General features: G+C 72.5%; 17 protein-coding genes. 9 read left to right on the top strand and 8 right to left on the bottom strand.

Going from position 1 to position 17,139, the window contains the following annotated elements:
* Nucleotides 1–37: 37 nt before the first annotated feature.
* The gene (locus IXW69_RS04400; RefSeq protein ID WP_194785144.1) at nucleotides 38–850 is read right to left on the bottom strand and encodes an ABC transporter ATP-binding protein; all 813 of its coding nucleotides are present in this window, start codon (nucleotides 848–850) and stop codon (nucleotides 38–40) included.
* A gap of 136 nt (nucleotides 851–986) precedes the next feature.
* Here IXW69_RS04400 and IXW69_RS04395 point away from each other — a divergent pair, with 136 nt between their 5' ends.
* The gene (locus IXW69_RS04395; RefSeq protein WP_194785143.1) at nucleotides 987–1,712 is read left to right on the top strand and encodes a hypothetical protein; all 726 of its coding nucleotides are present in this window, start codon (nucleotides 987–989) and stop codon (nucleotides 1,710–1,712) included.
* An 88-nt stretch (nucleotides 1,713–1,800) separates the two neighbouring features.
* Here the strand turns inward: IXW69_RS04395 and glgA are convergent, their stop codons facing one another.
* Nucleotides 1,801–3,033, bottom strand: a complete 1,233-nt coding sequence (glgA, locus tag IXW69_RS04390) for a glycogen synthase (RefSeq protein WP_194785142.1) — start codon at nucleotides 3,031–3,033, stop codon at nucleotides 1,801–1,803.
* A gap of 320 nt (nucleotides 3,034–3,353) precedes the next feature.
* Here glgA and glgC point away from each other — a divergent pair, with 320 nt between their 5' ends.
* Together glgC and serB are read left to right on the top strand one after the other, a co-directional pair.
* Nucleotides 3,354–4,598 carry a glucose-1-phosphate adenylyltransferase gene (gene glgC, locus IXW69_RS04385; protein WP_194785141.1) on the top strand — a complete coding sequence of 415 codons (1,245 nt, stop codon included), beginning with the start codon at nucleotides 3,354–3,356 and terminating at the stop codon, nucleotides 4,596–4,598.
* A gap of 79 nt (nucleotides 4,599–4,677) precedes the next feature.
* On the top strand, nucleotides 4,678–5,415 hold the full coding sequence (serB, locus tag IXW69_RS04380) for a phosphoserine phosphatase SerB (RefSeq protein ID WP_267240543.1): 738 nt from the start codon (nucleotides 4,678–4,680) through the stop codon (nucleotides 5,413–5,415).
* Nucleotides 5,416–5,489: 74 nt separating this feature from the next.
* Here the strand turns inward: serB and IXW69_RS04375 are convergent, their stop codons facing one another.
* Together IXW69_RS04375 and IXW69_RS04370 are read right to left on the bottom strand one after the other, a co-directional pair.
* Nucleotides 5,490–6,005 carry a SixA phosphatase family protein gene (locus tag IXW69_RS04375; protein WP_194785140.1) on the bottom strand — a complete coding sequence of 172 codons (516 nt, stop codon included), beginning with the start codon at nucleotides 6,003–6,005 and terminating at the stop codon, nucleotides 5,490–5,492.
* Between the two features lie 55 nt (nucleotides 6,006–6,060).
* Nucleotides 6,061–6,852: an SDR family oxidoreductase gene (locus IXW69_RS04370; RefSeq protein WP_194785139.1), complete on the bottom strand. Its 792-nt coding sequence runs from the start codon at nucleotides 6,850–6,852 to the stop codon at nucleotides 6,061–6,063.
* Nucleotides 6,853–6,915: 63 nt separating this feature from the next.
* On the opposite strand from IXW69_RS04370, the gene dusB reads away from it, so the two are divergent.
* A complete protein-coding gene (gene dusB / locus IXW69_RS04365; RefSeq protein ID WP_407646523.1) occupies nucleotides 6,916–8,292 on the top strand; it encodes a tRNA dihydrouridine synthase DusB in 1,377 nt (458 codons plus the stop codon).
* A gap of 72 nt (nucleotides 8,293–8,364) precedes the next feature.
* On the top strand, nucleotides 8,365–8,976 hold the full coding sequence (locus IXW69_RS04360; RefSeq protein WP_194785138.1) for a hypothetical protein: 612 nt from the start codon (nucleotides 8,365–8,367) through the stop codon (nucleotides 8,974–8,976).
* On the opposite strand, the gene IXW69_RS04355 is transcribed toward IXW69_RS04360, so the two are convergent.
* Together IXW69_RS04355 and IXW69_RS04350 are read right to left on the bottom strand one after the other, a co-directional pair.
* Nucleotides 8,927–10,102: a YibE/F family protein gene (locus tag IXW69_RS04355; protein ID WP_407646528.1), complete on the bottom strand. Its 1,176-nt coding sequence runs from the start codon at nucleotides 10,100–10,102 to the stop codon at nucleotides 8,927–8,929. The two genes, IXW69_RS04360 and IXW69_RS04355, sit on opposite strands and share 50 nt — an antisense overlap.
* Nucleotides 10,103–10,337: 235 nt before the next feature.
* The gene (locus IXW69_RS04350; RefSeq protein ID WP_323745170.1) at nucleotides 10,338–11,732 is read right to left on the bottom strand and encodes a glycine--tRNA ligase; all 1,395 of its coding nucleotides are present in this window, start codon (nucleotides 11,730–11,732) and stop codon (nucleotides 10,338–10,340) included.
* Between the two features lie 166 nt (nucleotides 11,733–11,898).
* On the opposite strand from IXW69_RS04350, the gene IXW69_RS04345 reads away from it, so the two are divergent.
* The 4 genes from IXW69_RS04345 to IXW69_RS04330 all read left to right on the top strand — a co-directional run bounded on the left by IXW69_RS04345 (nucleotide 11,899) and on the right by IXW69_RS04330 (nucleotide 15,325).
* Nucleotides 11,899–12,912 (top strand): metal ABC transporter substrate-binding protein, encoded by a 1,014-nt coding sequence (locus IXW69_RS04345; protein WP_194785169.1) that lies wholly within the window; start codon nucleotides 11,899–11,901, stop codon nucleotides 12,910–12,912.
* A 132-nt stretch (nucleotides 12,913–13,044) separates the two neighbouring features.
* The gene (locus IXW69_RS04340; RefSeq protein ID WP_194785137.1) at nucleotides 13,045–13,968 is read left to right on the top strand and encodes a metal ABC transporter ATP-binding protein; all 924 of its coding nucleotides are present in this window, start codon (nucleotides 13,045–13,047) and stop codon (nucleotides 13,966–13,968) included.
* Nucleotides 13,965–14,867, top strand: a complete 903-nt coding sequence (locus IXW69_RS04335) for a metal ABC transporter permease (RefSeq protein ID WP_194785136.1) — start codon at nucleotides 13,965–13,967, stop codon at nucleotides 14,865–14,867. Before IXW69_RS04340 ends, IXW69_RS04335 begins: the two co-directional genes overlap by 4 nt.
* Nucleotides 14,864–15,325, top strand: a complete 462-nt coding sequence (locus IXW69_RS04330) for a Fur family transcriptional regulator (RefSeq protein ID WP_194785135.1) — start codon at nucleotides 14,864–14,866, stop codon at nucleotides 15,323–15,325. Before IXW69_RS04335 ends, IXW69_RS04330 begins: the two co-directional genes overlap by 4 nt.
* A 27-nt stretch (nucleotides 15,326–15,352) precedes the next feature.
* Here the strand turns inward: IXW69_RS04330 and IXW69_RS04325 are convergent, their stop codons facing one another.
* Both IXW69_RS04325 and uppS read right to left on the bottom strand, forming a co-directional pair.
* Nucleotides 15,353–16,282 (bottom strand): carbamate kinase, encoded by a 930-nt coding sequence (locus IXW69_RS04325; protein ID WP_194785134.1) that lies wholly within the window; start codon nucleotides 16,280–16,282, stop codon nucleotides 15,353–15,355.
* Between the two features lie 73 nt (nucleotides 16,283–16,355).
* Nucleotides 16,356–17,099 carry a polyprenyl diphosphate synthase gene (gene uppS, locus IXW69_RS04320; RefSeq protein WP_194785168.1) on the bottom strand — a complete coding sequence of 248 codons (744 nt, stop codon included), beginning with the start codon at nucleotides 17,097–17,099 and terminating at the stop codon, nucleotides 16,356–16,358.
* Nucleotides 17,100–17,139: the final 40 nt, after the last annotated feature.

Raw genomic sequence — 17,139 nt, 5'->3', positions numbered from 1 at the left:
GTGCGGTCCGTGTCGCGGCTGCTCGGGCTCGGGCCGCTCAGGCGGCCTGCCCGCCGCTCGTGAACGCGCCTCGACCGCGCGCGGCGTAGCGGCCGCGGTCCTTAGTGATCTCAAGCGGGATGCCGAAGGTCTCACTCATCGTGGTGTCTGTGAGGACGTCGTCGAGGGCGCCCTCCCCGACGACCCGCCCGTCGCGTAGGGCGAGGGCGTGGGTGAAGCCGACGGGGATCTCCTCGAGGTGGTGGGTGACGAGGAGCATCGAGGGCGAGCCCGGGGCCGAGATGATCTCGGTGAGGGCGGCGAGGAGCTGCTCGCGGCCGGCGACGTCGAGGCCGGAGGCGGGCTCGTCAAGGATGAGGAGCTCCGGGTCCGGCATGAGGGCGCGGGCGATCTCGACGCGCTTGCGCTCGCCGGAGGAGAGGTTGGCCCAGGTGCGCTCGGCGATGGAGCCGGCACCGAGGGCGTCGAGGAGGGCGTGGGCGCGCTCGGCGTCGAAGTCGTCGTACTGCTCGGTCCACACCCCGATGCGCCCGTACGAGGCGGACAGGACGACGCTCATGGCCGTCTCGCCGCCGAGGACGTTCTGCGCGAGGGCGGAGGAGGTCAGGCCGATGCGCGGGTGGAGCTCGGAGATGTCGACCCGCCCCATGCGCTCATCGAGCACGTCGACCGTGCCCTTGGAGGGGAAGAGACGGGCGGAGGCGATGCGGGAGATCGTCGTCTTGCCGGCGCCGTTGGGGCCGAGGAGGACCCAGTGCTGCCCCTCGTCCACAGCCCACGTGACGTGGTCGAGGATCTGGGTGTCGCCCCGGTGCAGGGAGACGTCGTCGAGGTGCAGCACAGTCGTCATGGGGTCACCATAACGGCCGATGGTGACCTGAGCCCCAGGCACGCGCCGGGGAGCGCTCCCCCGTGCTCCGTCGGCGCGAGGTCGCCCCGGATCAGCTCCGAGGCTCACCCGAGCGGGCCCGCTAGAGTCCTCGCCCGTGGATCCTCTCGAGCTGCCCGTCTCCGTCGTGCTCGCGCTGTGGGCCCCGCTGCCCTCCTCGCGCGGCCTCGCCCTCGTCCAGGGGCCCGACGGCGCGCACGAGGTCCACGACGAGGCGACGGGCACGGCGAGCCCGATCGAGGAGTGGCTGCCCGCGCTCGGGCCCCTCACCCGGTGCGCGGCGGTGCTGCCGAGCGCTGCTGACCCCCTGCCCGGCCTCGCCCTCGCTCTGGACGCCGGCGAGGGCGTCCTCCTGGAGACGGCAGGCTCCCCCGCCGCCCCGGTCGCGCGGCTCCTCCTCGTGCCGGAGCGCTCGGGCACCTCGGTGCTGTGGCGGGCGCACCTCCTGAACGCCACTCCCCCGCCCTTCGACGCCGGTCAGGCGCGGCGCGAGGTGCACCGTGCCACCGAGGAGGCCATCGAGTCGCTCGTCGAGCTCGACCTCGCCCGCGAGCGCCCGGAGCTCGCCGACACGCTCACCGACGTCGTCACGGCCGTCCTCGACCCGCGCCTCGTCCCGCCGTCGCTCGATCCTCGGCGTCGTGAGCTGCTCGAGCGTTCCCTGCGGCTGGAGGCGATCTGCGACCTCGCCCTCGAGGACGACGGTGCCGCGGCGACGGCTCTCCAGGCGCGGCGCCGCGCCGAGGTCCTGCGCCCGCTGCTGGCGGTGGCGCGCCGGGGAGTGGCCGCGGCGACGGAGACCTGGGCCGTGGCCGGCCGCTGACCTGCCGCTGACCTGCCGCTGACCGGCCCGAGCACGCTGAGGGGCCCTGCACCGGACGTCCGGTGCAGGGCCCCTCAGCGGCGGCGACTCAGCGCGGGTTCGCGAGGGCCCACTCGTAGACGTCCATGGTCCGCTCGGCGATGGCGGTCCAGGCGAAGTGCTCCTCGACCCGCTTGCGGGACGCCGCGCCCATCCGGGCGGCGGCCTCCTCGTCCGTGACGAGGCGGGTGAGGCCGTCGGCGAGGTCCGCGACGAATCGCTCGGGCTCGATCGGTGTTCCGGTGCCGTCCTGCAGCTGCTCGATGGGCACGAGGAGGCCGGTCTCGCCGTCGACGATGACGTCGGGGATGCCGCCGGTGGCGGAGCCGACGACGGGCAGGCCCATGGCCATGGCCTCGAGGTTGACGATGCCGAGGGGCTCGTAGACCGACGGGCAGACGAAGACGTCGGAGGCGGCGAGGACGGCCTGGAGCTCGCGGTGCGGGAGCATCTCCTCGATGAGGATGACGCCGGTGCGCTCGGCCTGGAGGTCGCTCACGAGGCCGTCGACCTCGGCCTTGATCTCGGGGGTGTCGGGGGCCCCGGCGCACAGGATGACCTGGACCTCGTCGGGCAGCTGCGCGACGGCGCGCAGGAGGTAGGGCAGGCCCTTCTGGCGGGTGATGCGGCCGACGAAGACGATGGTGGGGCGGTCCCGGTCGATGCCGTAGCGGGCGATGACCTCGTCGGCGAGCGACTCCCACTCGGGGTCGGTGGGGCGGGCCCAGGCGTCGAGGTCGATGCCGTTGTGGACGACCTTGACGCGCTCGGGGTCGACCTCGGGGTAGGCGCGCAGGATGTCGGCGCGCATGCCGTTCGAGACGGCGATGACGGCGGAGGCGCCCTCGTAGGCCTGCTTCTCGGCCCAGGAGGACAGGGCGTAGCCGCCGCCGAGCTGCTCGGCCTTCCAGGGGCGCATGGGCTCCAGGGAGTGGGCGGAGACGACGTGCGGGATGCCGTGAAGGAGCCCGGCGAGGTGGCCCGCGAGGTTGGCGTACCACGTGTGGGAGTGGACGATGTCCGCCCCGGCGACGCCGGGGACCATCTCGAGGTCGACGCCGAAGGTCTTGAGGGCACCGTTGGCGCCGTCGAGCTCGGGGAGGTCGGCGTAGCCGGTGACGCCGGGGTCGGCGCCCTCGGTGCCTGGCTCGCGCGGGCCGCCGAAGGCGTGAACGCGGACGTCCGCGAGGGGGCGGAGGACCTTGGCGAGCTCGTTGACGTGGACTCCGGCGCCTCCGTAGATGTTGGGCGGGTACTCCTTGGTCAGCAGGTCGACCCTCATGGTCGTCTCCTCGCTCGTGCGTGCGCACGCTCGGTGGCTGGTGGGCTGGCGGACCGTGGGCGCGGGCGTGGCTGCTGCCTCGCGAGCGCCTCGTCGGACCGGTGGGTCGGGCCGCGTCGGGCGCGGCGCCGTTCACAGCAGACGGTATCGGTATCGGGGCCGGGCCGTTGCGCTTTCCGGTCCCGGGACGAGGCCGTGCGCGGGCTCGGCGGACCGCGCGCGGCCGCACGCGCGGGGCTTCCGCGGGGCTTCGGGGCGGGCGCGGTCGGCCTCGCCCCGTTCGGTCCCCGAAAGTGGTCCGGGACACGTATGGTGCTCACATGGCTTCCCCCCGTGTACTCGCAATCGTCCTCGCCGGTGGTGAGGGCAAGCGCCTCATGCCCCTGACGGTCGACCGCGCCAAGCCCGCCGTCCCCTTCGGCGGCATCTACCGCCTCATCGACTTCGCCCTGTCGAACATGATCAACAGCGGCTTCCTCAAGGTCGTCGTCCTCACCCAGTACAAGTCCCACTCGCTGGACCGCCACATCTCCAAGACGTGGCGCATGAGCGACATGCTCGGCAACTACATCGCCCCGGTGCCCGCCCAGCAGCGCGTGGGCAAGCACTGGTTCCTCGGCAGCGCGGACGCGATCTACCAGTCCCTCAACCTGCTCGACGACGAGCGGCCCGACTACGTCGTCATCACGGGCGCGGACAACATCTACCGCATGGACTTCTCCCAGATGCTCGACCACCACATCGCCTCCGGGCTGCCGTGCACCGTGGCCGGCATCCGGCAGCCGCGCTCGCTGGCGGACCAGTTCGGCGTCATCGAGACGGACCCCGAGGACCGCGGACGCATCAAGGCCTTCGTGGAGAAGCCCAAGGAGACCCCGGGCCTGCCGGACTCCCCGGACGAGGTCCTCGCCTCGATGGGCAACTACATCATGAACGCCGACGCGCTCCTCGAGGCCGTCACGGTGGACGCCGCGGACGAGTCCTCCAAGCACGACATGGGCGGCAGCATCGTCCCGTGGTTCGTCAACCAGGGCGCGGCCGGGGTCTACGACTTCAAGGACAACGAGGTCCCCGGCGCCTCGGAGCGCGACCGCGACTACTGGCGCGACGTGGGTACCGTCGACGCCTTCTACGAGGCGCACCAGGACCTCATCAGCGTGAGCCCGGTCTTCAACCTGTACAACGACCGGTGGCCGCTGTACGCGGGCTACACGAACGCGATGCCGCCGGCCAAGTTCGTCTACGGCCACCACGAGCGCCTGGGCCACGCGGTCGACTCGATCGTCTCGCCCGGCGTCATCGTCTCTGGCGGTGAGGTCATCTCCTCGGTGCTGAGCCCGATGGTCCGCGTCAACTCGTGGTCCTCGGTGCGCGAGTCGGTCCTCATGGACGGGGTCAACGTCGGGCGGAACACGGTCGTCAACCGCGCGATCCTCGACAAGTACGTCGTCGTCGAGGAGGGCGCCATGGTCGGCATCGACCACGAGCACGACCGTGAGCGCGGATTCACTGTCACCGAGTCCGGGATCGTCGTCGTCGCCAAGGGGCAGACGGTGACCCGCTGAGCGGCTGCGCGTCGCGTGACGGCGCCCCGGGACTGAGACGTCCCGGGGCGCCGTCACGCGTCCTGGCTAGCATCGCGCCATGACTCCCGAGATGACTGATGAGCCGCGTCCCAGCACCTCCTCCCCCGACGCCGACGACGTCGCGGCGCACCGCGTCACCGGGGCGCTGTCCGGGGGGCCGCTCGTCGTCGAGGGGCCGGGGCTGCTCGTCATGGACGTGGACTCGACCCTCATCGAGCAGGAGGTCATCGAGCTCATCGCCGAGCGCGCCGGAACCCGTGAGCAGGTGGCCGAGGTGACCGCGCGAGCGATGCGCGGGGAGCTCGACTTCGCCCAGTCGCTGCGCGAGCGGGTCGCCACCCTCAGGGGCGTCCCGGAGACGGTCTTCGCCGAGGTGCTCGCGGAGGTGCGTCCGACGACGGGCGCGCCCGAGCTCATCGCCGCGCTGCACGAGCGCGGCTGCCGCGTGGGCGTCGTCTCGGGCGGCTTCACGGAGGTCGTCGGGCCGCTCGTCGAGCGCCTCGGCATCGACCACTACGCCGCCAACGAGCTCGAGGTCGCCGACGGCGTCCTCACGGGACGCGTGCTCGGGCGGATCGTGGACCGCGAGGAGAAGGTCCGCTGCCTGGAGGCCTGGTCCGCGGCGGACGGCGTCCCGATGGAGCGCACGGTGGCCGTGGGCGACGGCGCCAACGACCTCGGCATGATCGGCCGCGCGGGCCTGGGCGTGGCCTTCTGCGCCAAGCCCGTGGTGGTCGAGCAGGCACCCGCATCGGTGCGGGTCCGCGACCTGCGCGCGGTGCTCGAGCTCTTCTGAGACGAGCTCCGCGGCCGTCGCCGGACGGATGCTGCCGGGGCAGAGGCTCCGAGTGCGGCGACGGTTCTCGCGGTTCAGCGCGTGGCAGTGAGGACGTCGGTGAGGTGCGCGGTACGGGGGCCGAGGGCGTCCCAGGCCACGGGGACGCTGAGGACGAGGGCGGTCGCCGTCGGGACGCCGAAGGAGACCTGGCTGGACAGGTCGTCGTCGGCGTCGTGGAGGGTGTGGGCCAGGATCGAGACGGTCGGCTCATGGCCGACGACGACGACCGTGCGGACGCTCTCGTCGAGCTCGGCGAGCAGGCCGAGGATGCCGTTGGGCCCCTCGTGGTAGATCTCGGGCTCGACGCGCACCTCGTCGGGGTCCAGGTGGGAGCGCATCGGGCGGGCGGTCTGACGGGCGCGCTCCGCGGGTGAGACGAGCAGGAGGGCGGTGCGGGGAAGACGCGCCGCGAGCTCGCGGGCGAGCTCCTCGGCCATGCCACGTCCCTTGGTGGTCAGCGGGCGCTCGAGGTCGGTCGGGGCGTCGTGGGCCGCCTTGGAGTGCCTCACGAGAACGAGGGTCTTCGTCTCAGGCGTCTGGGTCGTCACACGTCAACCCTACGTCACCCCGCTGTTCATCCGCCGGGGACGCGGACCGTTGACCTCAGCGGCCCATGCCGAGGCCGCCGTCGACGCCGAGGACCGTACCGGTGACGTAGGAGGCTGCGGGCGAGGCGAGGAAGAGGACGGGAGCAACGACCTCCCCTAGGTCCGCTGTCCGACCCATGGGGATGGCGGCGAGGTACTGCTCGCGGGCGGCGTCGCTGAGCCCCGCCGTGAGTGCGGTGTCGACGAGACCGGGGGCGACGACGTTCACCGTGATCCCACGAGGCGCGACCTCGCGCGCAAGGGATCGTGCGAGCCCCTCGACGCCTCCCTTCGAGGCACCGTAGGCGGCCAGGCCGGCTCCGCCTCGCGCCGCCATGACGGAGGAGACCAGGACGATCCGGCCGCGACGGGCGCGCATCATGCCGGGGAGGACGGCGCGCGCCGCGCTCATCGAGCCGGTGAGGTTGGTGGCGATGACGCGGTCCCAGTCGGCCGGGCGGGTCCGGGCGGCCAGGGCGTCCAGGGAGGTGCCGGCCGCTGCGACGAGGACCTCGACGGGACCGTGCTCCTCGGCGGCCCGTCGGACCACCGCGTCGACGGCGTCGGGGTCGGTGACGTCAGCGACGACGCCGAGGACGCCGTCGGGGGCCGTGCCCGTCCGCGAGAGGCCGGCCACGCGGTCGCCCTGAGCGGCCATGGCGGCGGCGACGGCGGCGCCGATGCCTCGCGAGGCGCCGGTGACGAGCACGGAGCGGGGGCGCCGGACGGCGGGATCCGTGGCCACGCGAGCACCGCGCGCTCCGGAAGGCGCGGAGCCGCTCACGGGCGCGGTGGTCGAGCTGGTCATGAGGGCAGGGTACGTGGCGCACGCCTCGCCCGGCCCCGTGCGGCCCTGTGCCAGAGTGTCGGGGTGACCAGCCACCCCCTCTCCCCCGCGTCAGACCTCCGCGCCGCGAGCACGCACGTCCCCGGCCCCGTCACGGGCCGCGGCGACGCCCTCACGGACAGGCGTGCCAACGGGCTCGTCGACGGGCTCAGCCCGTTGAGGGTCGGTCCCATCGAGGTGGCGACTCCCGTTGAGCTCGCCCCTATGGCCGGGGTGACGAACGCGTCCTTCCGCCGCCTGTGCCGTGAGATGGGTGAGGAGGCGCTTCCCGAGCACCTGCGCCCCACGACGCAGGGCGCGCTCCCCACGGCGGACGGCGGGCTGGCTGCGCCGGCGGGCACCTGGGTGACCGAGATGGTGACGACCCGTGCCCTGGTCGAGCGCAACGAGAAGACGATGGGCATGGTCCGCTCGGACCCCGCGGAGCGCGTGCGCTCCATCCAGCTCTACGGCGTCGATCCCGTCATCGCCGGCAGGGCGGTGCGGATCCTCGTCGAGGAGGACCTCGCCGACCACGTCGACCTCAACTTCGGGTGCCCCGTGCCGAAGGTGACGCGCAAGGGCGGAGGCTCGGCCCTGCCCTGGAAGAAGGACCTCATGGCGGGGATCCTGCGCGAGACGGTGCGGGCCGCCGAGGAGGGCGTGCGCCGAGCCCACCGCGACCGCGAGGTCCCCGTGACGATCAAGATGCGTGTCGGGATCGACGAGGAGCACGAGACCTACCTCGACGCCGCCCGCATGGCACGGGACGCCGGCATCGCCGCCCTGGCCCTGCACGGGAGGACGACGCGCCAGCACTACTCGGGTCAGGCCCGCTGGGACACGATCAAGCGCCTCAAGGACGCGACCGACCTGCCGGTGCTCGGGAACGGCGACATCTGGACCGGCGACGACGCGCTGCGAATGGTGCGCGAGACCGGTTGCGACGGGGTCGTCATCGGTCGCGGCTGCCAGGGACGCCCCTGGCTCTTCGCGGACATCGTCCACGCCTTCCACGGCTCCGCCAAGCGCACCCGCCCCGACCTCGACGCCGTCATCGCCGTCATCAAGGAGCACGGACGGCTGCTCGCCGCCGAGCTCGGCGAGGAGCGCGGCGTGCGCGACCTGCGCAAGCACGTCGGGTGGTACCTCAAGGGCTACCCGGTCGGTGGCGCCGCCCGCGGGTCCCTCATGAGGGTCTCCAGCCTGGCCGAGCTCGACGCCGCGCTGGCCGCCATGCGCGAGCGGCTCCCCGAGCAGGTCCCCTACCCGGGCGAGACCGTCGAGGGGCCGCGCGGACGCGCCGGCGCCCCGAAGCGCCCGCACCTCCCCGACGGCTGGCTCGACTCCGAGACCCTCACCGAGGAGCAGAAGCAGCTGCTGCTCAGCGAGGACGCCGAGTCCGACGTCTCCGGGGGCTGAGTCGCCTCCGGCCCCGCAGGCCGACCTCGGACGGCCTAGGAACGTGGAGTCCCTTCCCTGATCGGAAACGTCATGCACCGCTCTCCCACCCTGCTCGCCGTCCCCGCCGTCCTCCTGCTCGCGCTCAGCGCCTGCGGGCAGACCGCACCGAGCCCCTCCTCCGACGCCTCGACCGGCGCCACCGCGGTCCCCTCGAGCACCACCGCCGCACCAGGCGGCCCCAGCACCCCCGTGCCAACCGCTACCGGCGGCGCCACCACGCCCACGGCGCGGAGCGCACCGGCCACCGGAACCAACAGGGCCAGCGGCGCCACGACGGCGTCGGGAGCGGCCCTCAAGGACGCCGAGGTCGGCTCCTGCTGGGCCGACGCCACCGAGCAGGACACGAGCAGCGCCCGGCAGGTGCCCTGCTCCGAGCCGCACACCCTCCAGGTCATCGCGAGCAAGGACGTCCTCGCCGTCGGCGACTACGACGGCGACGAGCTCGCCCGCGGTCTCACGGACGTCTGCTACTCCGCGGCGGCCGCGATCGCCGTCGCGGACGACCAGGGCCTCTCGCTCCACGTGCCCACGAAGGAGCAGTGGGACTTCGCGGCCTCCAACGGCGCCTCGGTCACGGAGACCTGCGGGATCCTCACCGGCTCGCCGACGACGGGGACGCTGCCGCCCGCGACGCCGCGCTGACGAGGAGCACGGCGATCGCCGTCGTCGCCGGCACCGCGAGGACGAGCCCGATCGAGGAGACGAGGGTGCGCACGAGCTCCTCCACGATCTCCCCCGACAGGACCGTGTCCGCCGCGGGACGGTCGATGAGCCAGGCGGCGAGGATGAGCGGCAGCGCCGTGCCCGCGTAGGCGAAGGCCAGCGTGTAGACGGTCGACGCGATGTGGTCCCGGCCGATCCTCATCCCGCCCGCGAGCAGCCGTCGGCGGCCCAGAGCCAGGTTCGCGGCGTGCAGCTCCCACACGGCCGAGGCCTGGGTGATGGTGACGTCGTTGAGGGCGCCGAGGCCCGCGATGACCATGCCGCAGGTGAGCAGAGCCCGCAGGTCGAGCCCCTTGACGAGCGAGGAGAGCGTGAGGACGTCCTCGCCGACGCCCCCGGTGAGGTTCGCGGCGTCCACGCCCCACAGCGCCAGGAGCACGGTGACGACGACGCCGACGAGCGTGCCGAGCAGGGCGGCCGTCGTGCGGACGCTGAACCCGTGGGCCGTGTAGACGGCGAGCAGCACCGTCGCGTTCGCACCGACGAGCGTCACCCACATCGGCGGGGCGAGGGCGAGGAGCACCGGCAGGACGAAGCCGGCGAGGACGCCCGTGGCCAGAAGCAGGCCTGCCACGGCCCGCAGACCGCGCCTCCCAGCGACCGCGAGGACCAGCACGAGGTACACGATGCCGAGGGCGACGACGAGAACGTGACGGTCGTAGTCCACGAAGACGTAGGGAGTGCCGGAAGCGAGGGCGTCGCGCGTGTACATGACGCGGAGGCGGTCGCCGACGTCGGCGGCCGGGAGCGACTCGGAGGGGACGTGGACCGGGAGGATGAGGCCCTTGCCCTGCCCCGAGGTGATCCGTGCGCACACCGCGTCCTTCAGCAGCGAGGCCTCCGTGGTGGCGTCGCTGCCGGTGGCGAGGCTCGGGGCGGCCGCCGCGCAGTCGCCGACGTCGAGGCTCGTCACCTCCGCGGTGGCCAGGCTCGCGCCCTGCGCGGCGAAGGGCCGGGAGCCGATGAGCGAGGAGCGGCCGGGCCAGAGCACCGCCATCCCGATGAGCGTCGCGATCGCGAGCGGCACGACGATGGCCGCGAGCACCCTCCTCACGCGACGCGCCTCTCGCTCGGGCAGGTCGAGGGGAGCCGAGTGTGCGTGCTCGTGGGGCGCCGGGGTGCTCACGGCAGCACATGGCGCCAGACCGCCCGCGGAGCGCGAGTGCCGCCTGGCGGACGCCGCGCACGGCCCCGAGCGCGAGTCAGCCCGTTCGGCGCGAGACCGCCCCCTCAGAGGGCTGACTCACGCCGAACGGGCTGACTCGGCGAGACCGGTTCGGTCAGCAGCCGATGAGGCGCTGCGCGAGGTAGCCCTCGACCTCGTTCAGCGGGACGCGGGTCTGGGCCATCGTGTCGCGCTCGCGGACCGTGACGGCGCCGTCCTCCGGAGAGTCGAAGTCGTAGGTGATGCAGAAGGGCGTGCCGATCTCGTCCTGGCGGCGGTAGCGGCGGCCGACGGCGCCGGCGTCGTCGTAGTCGACGTTCCAGGCCTTGCGCAGGTGCGCGGCGAGCTCACGAGCAGGGCCGGTGAGCTCCTCCTTGCGGGACAGCGGCAGGACGGCCGCCTTGACGGGGGCGAGGCGCGGGTCGAGCTTGAGGACGACACGGGTGTCGACGCCGCCCTTGGTGTTCGGGGCCTCGTCCTCGGTGTAGGCCTCGACGAGGAAGGCCATGAGCGAGCGGGTCAGGCCGGCCGAGGGCTCGATGACGTACGGGGTCCAGCGCTCGTTCTTCTGCTGGTCGAAGTAGGACAGGTCCTTGCCGGAGTGCTCGGCGTGGGTGGACAGGTCGAAGTCGGTGCGGTTGGCGATGCCCTCGAGCTCGCCCCACTCGGAGCCCGTGAAGCCGAAGCGGTACTCCAGGTCCACGGTGCGCTTGGAGTAGTGGGAGAGCTTCTCCTTGGGGTGCTCGTACTGGCGCAGGTTCTCCTCGGAGATGCCCAGGTCCGTGTACCAGGCCTGGCGGTAGTCGATCCAGTACTGGTGCCACTCCTCGTCCGTGCCGGGCTCGACGAAGAACTCGAGCTCCATCTGCTCGAACTCGCGGGTGCGGAAGATGAAGTTGCCGGGGGTGATCTCGTTGCGGAAGGACTTGCCGACCTGGCCGATGCCGAAGGGCGGCTTCTTGCGCGCGACGCTCATGACGTTCGCGAAGTTGACGAAGATTCCCTGGGCGGTCTCGGGGCGCAGGTAGTGCAGGCCGGACTCGTCGTCGACGGGGCCGAGGTAGGTCTTGAGCAGGCCGGAGAAGGGCTTGGGCTGGGTGAACTGGCCGCGGGTGCCGCAGTTGGGGCAGACGAGCTGCTCGAGGGTGACGTCGTCGGGGTTCTCGACCCCGTGCTTGGCGGCGTAGGCCTCCTGGAGCTCGTCCTCGCGGAGGCGCTTGTGGCAGGAGGTGCACTCGATGAGCGGGTCGGTGAAGGCCTTGAGGTGGCCGGAGGCGGCCCACACCTCGGGCGGGAGGATGACGGAGGAGTCCAGGCCGACGACGTCCTCGCGGCCGCGGACCATGTACTGCCACCACTGGCGCTTGATGTTCTCCTTGAGCTCGACGCCGAGCGGGCCGTAGTCCCAGGCGGAGCGGGTACCGCCGTAGATCTCCCCGCAGGGGAAGACGAAGCCGCGCCGCTTGGCGAGGTTGATGACGCGGTCGAGCGTGGAGGCGTTCTGTGCCACGGAGGGTCTCCTCGTGTGAGTCGTGATCCGCACCTGGATGGTGGGAACGAGTGGCGCCAGTCTATTCGGGAGGGCACTGACCTCTGCGGGCAGCCCGGGGCCGACGGACGTCGGTCTCACCACATCCACCCGCCTCATGTTGACGAGAATCATCCTCGTGGGAAGAATGGTTCTCATGAACATCCTGTCCTCCCCGCGCCGCGCCCTCGCCGGAGCCGCCGCGCTCTCACTCGCCCTCGGCCTGTCCGCCTGCTCCGCCCTGTCCTCCGACTCCGAGAGCGCCGCGAAGGCGACCACCTCGAGCGGCGCCCTCAAGGTCTCCGCCTCCTTCTACCCCGTCCAGTACCTCGTCCAGGCCGTCGGCGGCGACCACGTCTCGGTCAGCTCCGTCACCCCGACGAACGTCGAGCCCCACGACTTCGAGCTCTCCCCCAAGGACGTCACCGCCCTGAGCAGCACCTCCCTCATCGCCTACGTCTCCGGCTTCCAGCCCTCCCTCGATGACGCCGTCTCCGAGGTCTCCGGACCCACCGTGCTCGACCTCGCCGGCGACGTCGACCTCGAGCACCACGACGGCGTCGAGGACGAGCACGAGGAGGAGGCCTCCGCGGGCTCCACCGACTCCGCCAGCGCCTCCTCCACCGGCTCGCACAACTCGGAGGCCAACGAGTCCGACCCGCACTTCTGGCTCGACCCGGTCCGCATGAAGGACGCGGCGGTCGCCGTCGAGGCCGCCCTCGCCAAGGCCGACCCGACCCACGCGAGCGACTACGAGGCCAACCTCAAGGCCCTCGAGGGCACCCTCGGCAAGCTCGACACCTCCTTCAAGGACGGTCTCGCCCAGTGCAAGCGCACCGACGTCGTCACCTCGCACGCGGCCTTCGGCTACCTGACCGAGCGCTACGGCCTCACCCAGACCTCGATCTCCGGCGTCGACCCCGAGTCCGAGCCGAGTCCCGCCGACCTCGCCGCCGTCAAGAAGGTCGTCGAGTCCACCGGGACCACGACGATCTTCACCGAGGAGCTCGTCTCCCCCAAGACCGCGGAGGCCGTCGCCAGCGAGACCGGAGCGAAGACCGCCGTCCTCTCCCCCATCGAGTCCGCCCCTGAGAAGGGCGACTACGCGAGCGCCATGACCACCAACCTCGACGAGCTGCGCACGGCCCTCGACTGCAAGTGACCGCACCGTGCGGACGGCGCACGTCGTCACACAAGCGGACCACCGGGCCCGACCAGCCGACGCCGTGCGATGATCGCCCGCGGCACCACGATCCTCGGGCGCGAGCGCCCCGGAAGGACACGGAACACCTCCATGACACCCACCTCCCCCGCGACCTCGGGTGAGCAGACGACGCCGTCCGGTGACCACCGGGCGGCGTCGTCCCCGCGTCCCGTGAGCGTCGACGACGTCAGCGTCGTTCTCGGCTCGAGCCTCATCCTCCACGGCGTCGACCTCGACGTCGACGCCGCCGAGTCCGTCGCGCTCCTCGGCGCGAACGGCTCAGGGAAGTCGACGCTCGTCAAGACCGTCCTCGGGCTCATCGAGCCGGCCGCCGGCACCGTGCGCCTCTTCGGGCACCCGACGACGCAGCGCTCCCGGGTCCCCTGGCAGCGCGTCGGCTACGTCCCCCAGCGGGTCGGCGCCGGCTCGGGCGTGCCGGCGACGGCCCTCGAGGTCGTCCGCTCGGGCCTGCTCGGCCCCCGCCGTCCCTTCGCCGACCGCGGGCGCCACGCCCGCGCCCGCGCCCTGGCGGCGCTCGACGCCGTCGGGCTCGCCGACCGCGCCGACGACCACGTCCAGGTCTTCTCCGGCGGTCAGGCCCAGCGCGTCCTCATCGCACGCGCCCTCGTGCGCGACCCCGAGCTCCTCGTCCTCGACGAGCCCCTCGCCGGCATCGACCGCGCCAGCCGCGAGGCGCTCGCCTCGATCCTCACCGGCCTGCGGGCGCAGGGCCTCACGCTCCTCACGGTCCTCCACGAGATGGGCGAGCTCGCCGACGTCGTCGAGAGGGCCGTCGTCCTCGACGAGGGCCGCGTCGTCTCCGACGGGCCCGTGGCCGACGTAGCGCCCGACCACCACGACCACTCCCGCCACGACTCCCTCGGCCACGACCACCTCGACGACTGCGAGCACGAGCACCCGCACGGCGACACCGGTCCGGCCGTCCACCACGCACCCGTGCTGTCCACGTCCCTGCCGGACCAGGACGGCCGCACCCCGGGAGGCACCCGATGATCGCCACCTTCGCCGAGATGCTCGCGAGCCCCCTCATGGAGCGGGCCCTCATCGTCGCCGTCCTCGTGGGCCTGTCCGCCCCCGTGGTCGGCACCTACCTCGTCCAGCGCGGGCTCGCCCTGCTCGGCGACGGTATCGGACACATTGCGCTCACCGGCGTCGCCCTCGGCTGGCTCGCCGGCGCCGCCGCCAACGTCACCCCCTCGGACGCCTGGGCCGTGCCCGGCGCGATCATCGCCTCCGTGACCGGCGCCGTCCTCATCGAGGTCATCCGCGCCAAGGGCCGCACCCGCGGCGACGTGGCGCTGGCCATCCTCTTCTACGGCGGCATCGCGGGCGGCGTCATCCTCATCAAGGTCGCCGGCGGCACGACGACCAACCTCACGAGCTACCTCTTCGGCTCGATCGCCACCGTCTCGGTCTCCGACGCCTGGTTCACGATCGTCCTGTCGGTCCTCGTGCTCGTCGTCGGCATCGGCCTGCGCGGCCCGCTCTTCTCCCTGTGCCACGACGAGGAGTTCGCGCGCTCCATCGGTCTGCCCACGGGCGTGCTCAACGTGACGATCGCCGTCGTCGCCGCGCTCACCGTCTCCGTGTCGATGCGGGTGGTCGGGGCGCTGCTCGTCTCCGCCGTCATGATCGTGCCCGTGGCCGTCGCCCAGCTCGTCTCCCACTCCTTCGGTCGCACGATGCGCCTCGCGATGCTCATCGGGGTCATCACCTGCGTCGTCGGCCTCACGATCACCTACGTCGTGGCCGCCTCCCCGGGCGCGATGATCGTCGTCCTGCTCGTCGCGCTGTACGCTCTCACCGCCGTCGTCACGGGCCTGGTGCACCTGGGCGGCCACGCGTCCCGCACCGTCGCAGGAGGGCCGGAAGGAGCCGTGACCCGATCATGACCACGCACCGAAGCACCGCCGGAAGCGTCTCTCCGCGCCCCCGCGCCACCTGGCAGCGCGCCGCCGTCTCCGACATCCTGGAGCGCACGGAGGAGTTCCGCTCCGCGCAGCAGATCCACGCCGCCCTCGAGTCCGAGGGCACGAAGGTGGGGCTGGCGACCGTCTACCGCAACCTCACGGCGATGGCCGAGTCCGGCGAGGTGGACCAGGTCCGCAACGCCGAGGGTGAGACGCTCTACCGCGAGTGCGAGCGCACCGAGCACCACCACCACGTCGTCTGCCGCGTCTGCGGCCACACGGTCGAGGTCTCGGGCGGAGAGCTGGAGTCCTGGATCCGCCGTGTTTCCGCCGAGGCGGGCTTCACCCGCATGGAGCACACCGCGGAGTTCTTCGGCCTGTGCGCCGACTGCTCGGCGAAGGCCGACGCCGAGGAGGCCGCGGGCTCGCAGGGGGCCTGAGCCACTGGCTCGCCCCCTCAGCCGGCCTCAGACGAGCTGGGCGGGAGCGTCCCCGGGGACGACGCGCGTGCCCCTGCTCCCCTCGAGCATGGCGGAGACGTCCTGGAGGCGTCCGATGTAGGCCTCGTGGCCGCTGCTGCGCACGAAGGCGGTGGCCGCCTCGACCTTGGGCCCCATCGAGCCGGCCGGGAACTCCATCGTGTCGAGCGCTTCCGCGCCGATGACGGCGATGCGCTTGTCGTTCGGGGTGCCCCAGTCGACGTGGACGGCGTCGGCGTCGGTCGCGAGGACGAGTGCCTGTGCACCGATCTCGCGTCCGAGCACGGCCGACGAGGCGTCCTTGTCGACGACGGCCTCGACGCCGGAGAGGATCCCGTCCTCGTCGCGGGAGACCGGGATGCCGCCGCCACCCGTGCAGACGACGACGTGCCCGGCGGACAGGAGCCGCTTGACGGAGTCGATCTGGATGACCCGCTCGGGGCGCGGCGAGGGAACGACGCGGCGCGGCAGCTCGCCGTCCATGGCGAAGGTCCACCCCCGGCCGAGTGCGAGGGAGCGGGCCTGCTGAGGGGTGTAGACGGGGCCGACGAACTTCGTGGGGTGCTGGAAGGCGGAGTCGGTGGGGTCGACCTCGACGAGGGTGAGGACGGTGGTGAGCTTCTTGCGATCGGGGAGGGTGTTGCGCAGCTCGATCTCGATGAGGTAGCCGATGAGGCCCTGGGTCTGGGCGCCCAGCGTGTCGAGGGGGTAGAGGCTGCCCTCGGTGTAGGCGGCGTTCTGGAGGGCGAGGAGGCCCACCTGGGGACCGTTGCCGTGGGTGATGACGAGCTCGTGCGCGCCCGCGATCTCGGCGAGGGAGCTGCAGGCGTCGCGGATGTTGCGCCGTTGGTTCTCGACGGAGATCTCCTCGCCACGGCGGGAGATGGCGTTGCCGCCCAGGGCGACGACGATCCTCATACGGTGCTCCTTGCGGGGTCTTCTCGGCGTGGTGAGAGCTTGATGGTAGCGGCCGCGAGCGGCGCCGTCGGGATCAGCCCTGCGGCGCGACCGCGTCCACGGCGCCGCCGAAGCGGCGGTCGCGCCCGACGTAGGACTCGACGGCCCGCCACAGGGCCGTCCGGTCGAACTCGGGCCAGGGAAGGTCGGAGAGGTAGAGCTCGGCGTAGGCGGACTCCCACATGAGGAAGTTGCTCGTGCGCTGCTCACCGCCTGTGCGGATGAAGAGGTCGACGTCCCGCATGGACGGCGAGTAGAGGTAGCGCTGAACGGTCCGCTCGCTGATCGAGGAGGCCTTGAGGCGCCCGGCCTCGACGTCCTGGGCCATGGCGCGGGCGGCGTCGGCGATCTCCGCGCGGCCGCCGTAGTTGAGGCACATGTTGAGGACCATCGTGTCGTTGCCGGCGGTGATCCGCTCGGAGCGGCGCACCTCGGACAGGACCGACTTCCACAGCCGGGGCTCGCGGCCCACCCAGTTGACGCGCACGCCCCAGTCGAGGAGATCGTCGGTCTGGGCGCGCAGCACCGTGCGGGTGAAGCCCATGAGGAAGCGGACCTCGGCGGGCGAGCGGCGCCAGTTCTCCGTGGAGAAGGCGTAGACGGAGAGCTCGGGGATCCCCAGCTCGACGGCGCCGGCGATGACGTCCATCATCGTGGACTCCCCCACCCGGTGCCCCTCGGTGCGGGCCAGGCCGCGCGCGTTCGCCCAGCGGCCGTTGCCGTCCATGACGCACGCGACGTGCTGCGGCAGCGCCTCACGAGGCAGCGCCGGGGGCATGAGGCCGTCGTGGTGGAGCGGGACGCGGTCGGGGACGAGC

This window comes from Actinomyces haliotis (genome assembly GCF_015355765.1).
In the GTDB taxonomy this organism is placed as follows: domain Bacteria; phylum Actinomycetota; class Actinomycetes; order Actinomycetales; family Actinomycetaceae; genus Actinomyces; species Actinomyces haliotis.
The sequence above is the reverse complement of the archived record's forward strand: the minus strand, read 5'-3'. Positions and strand labels throughout refer to the sequence as shown.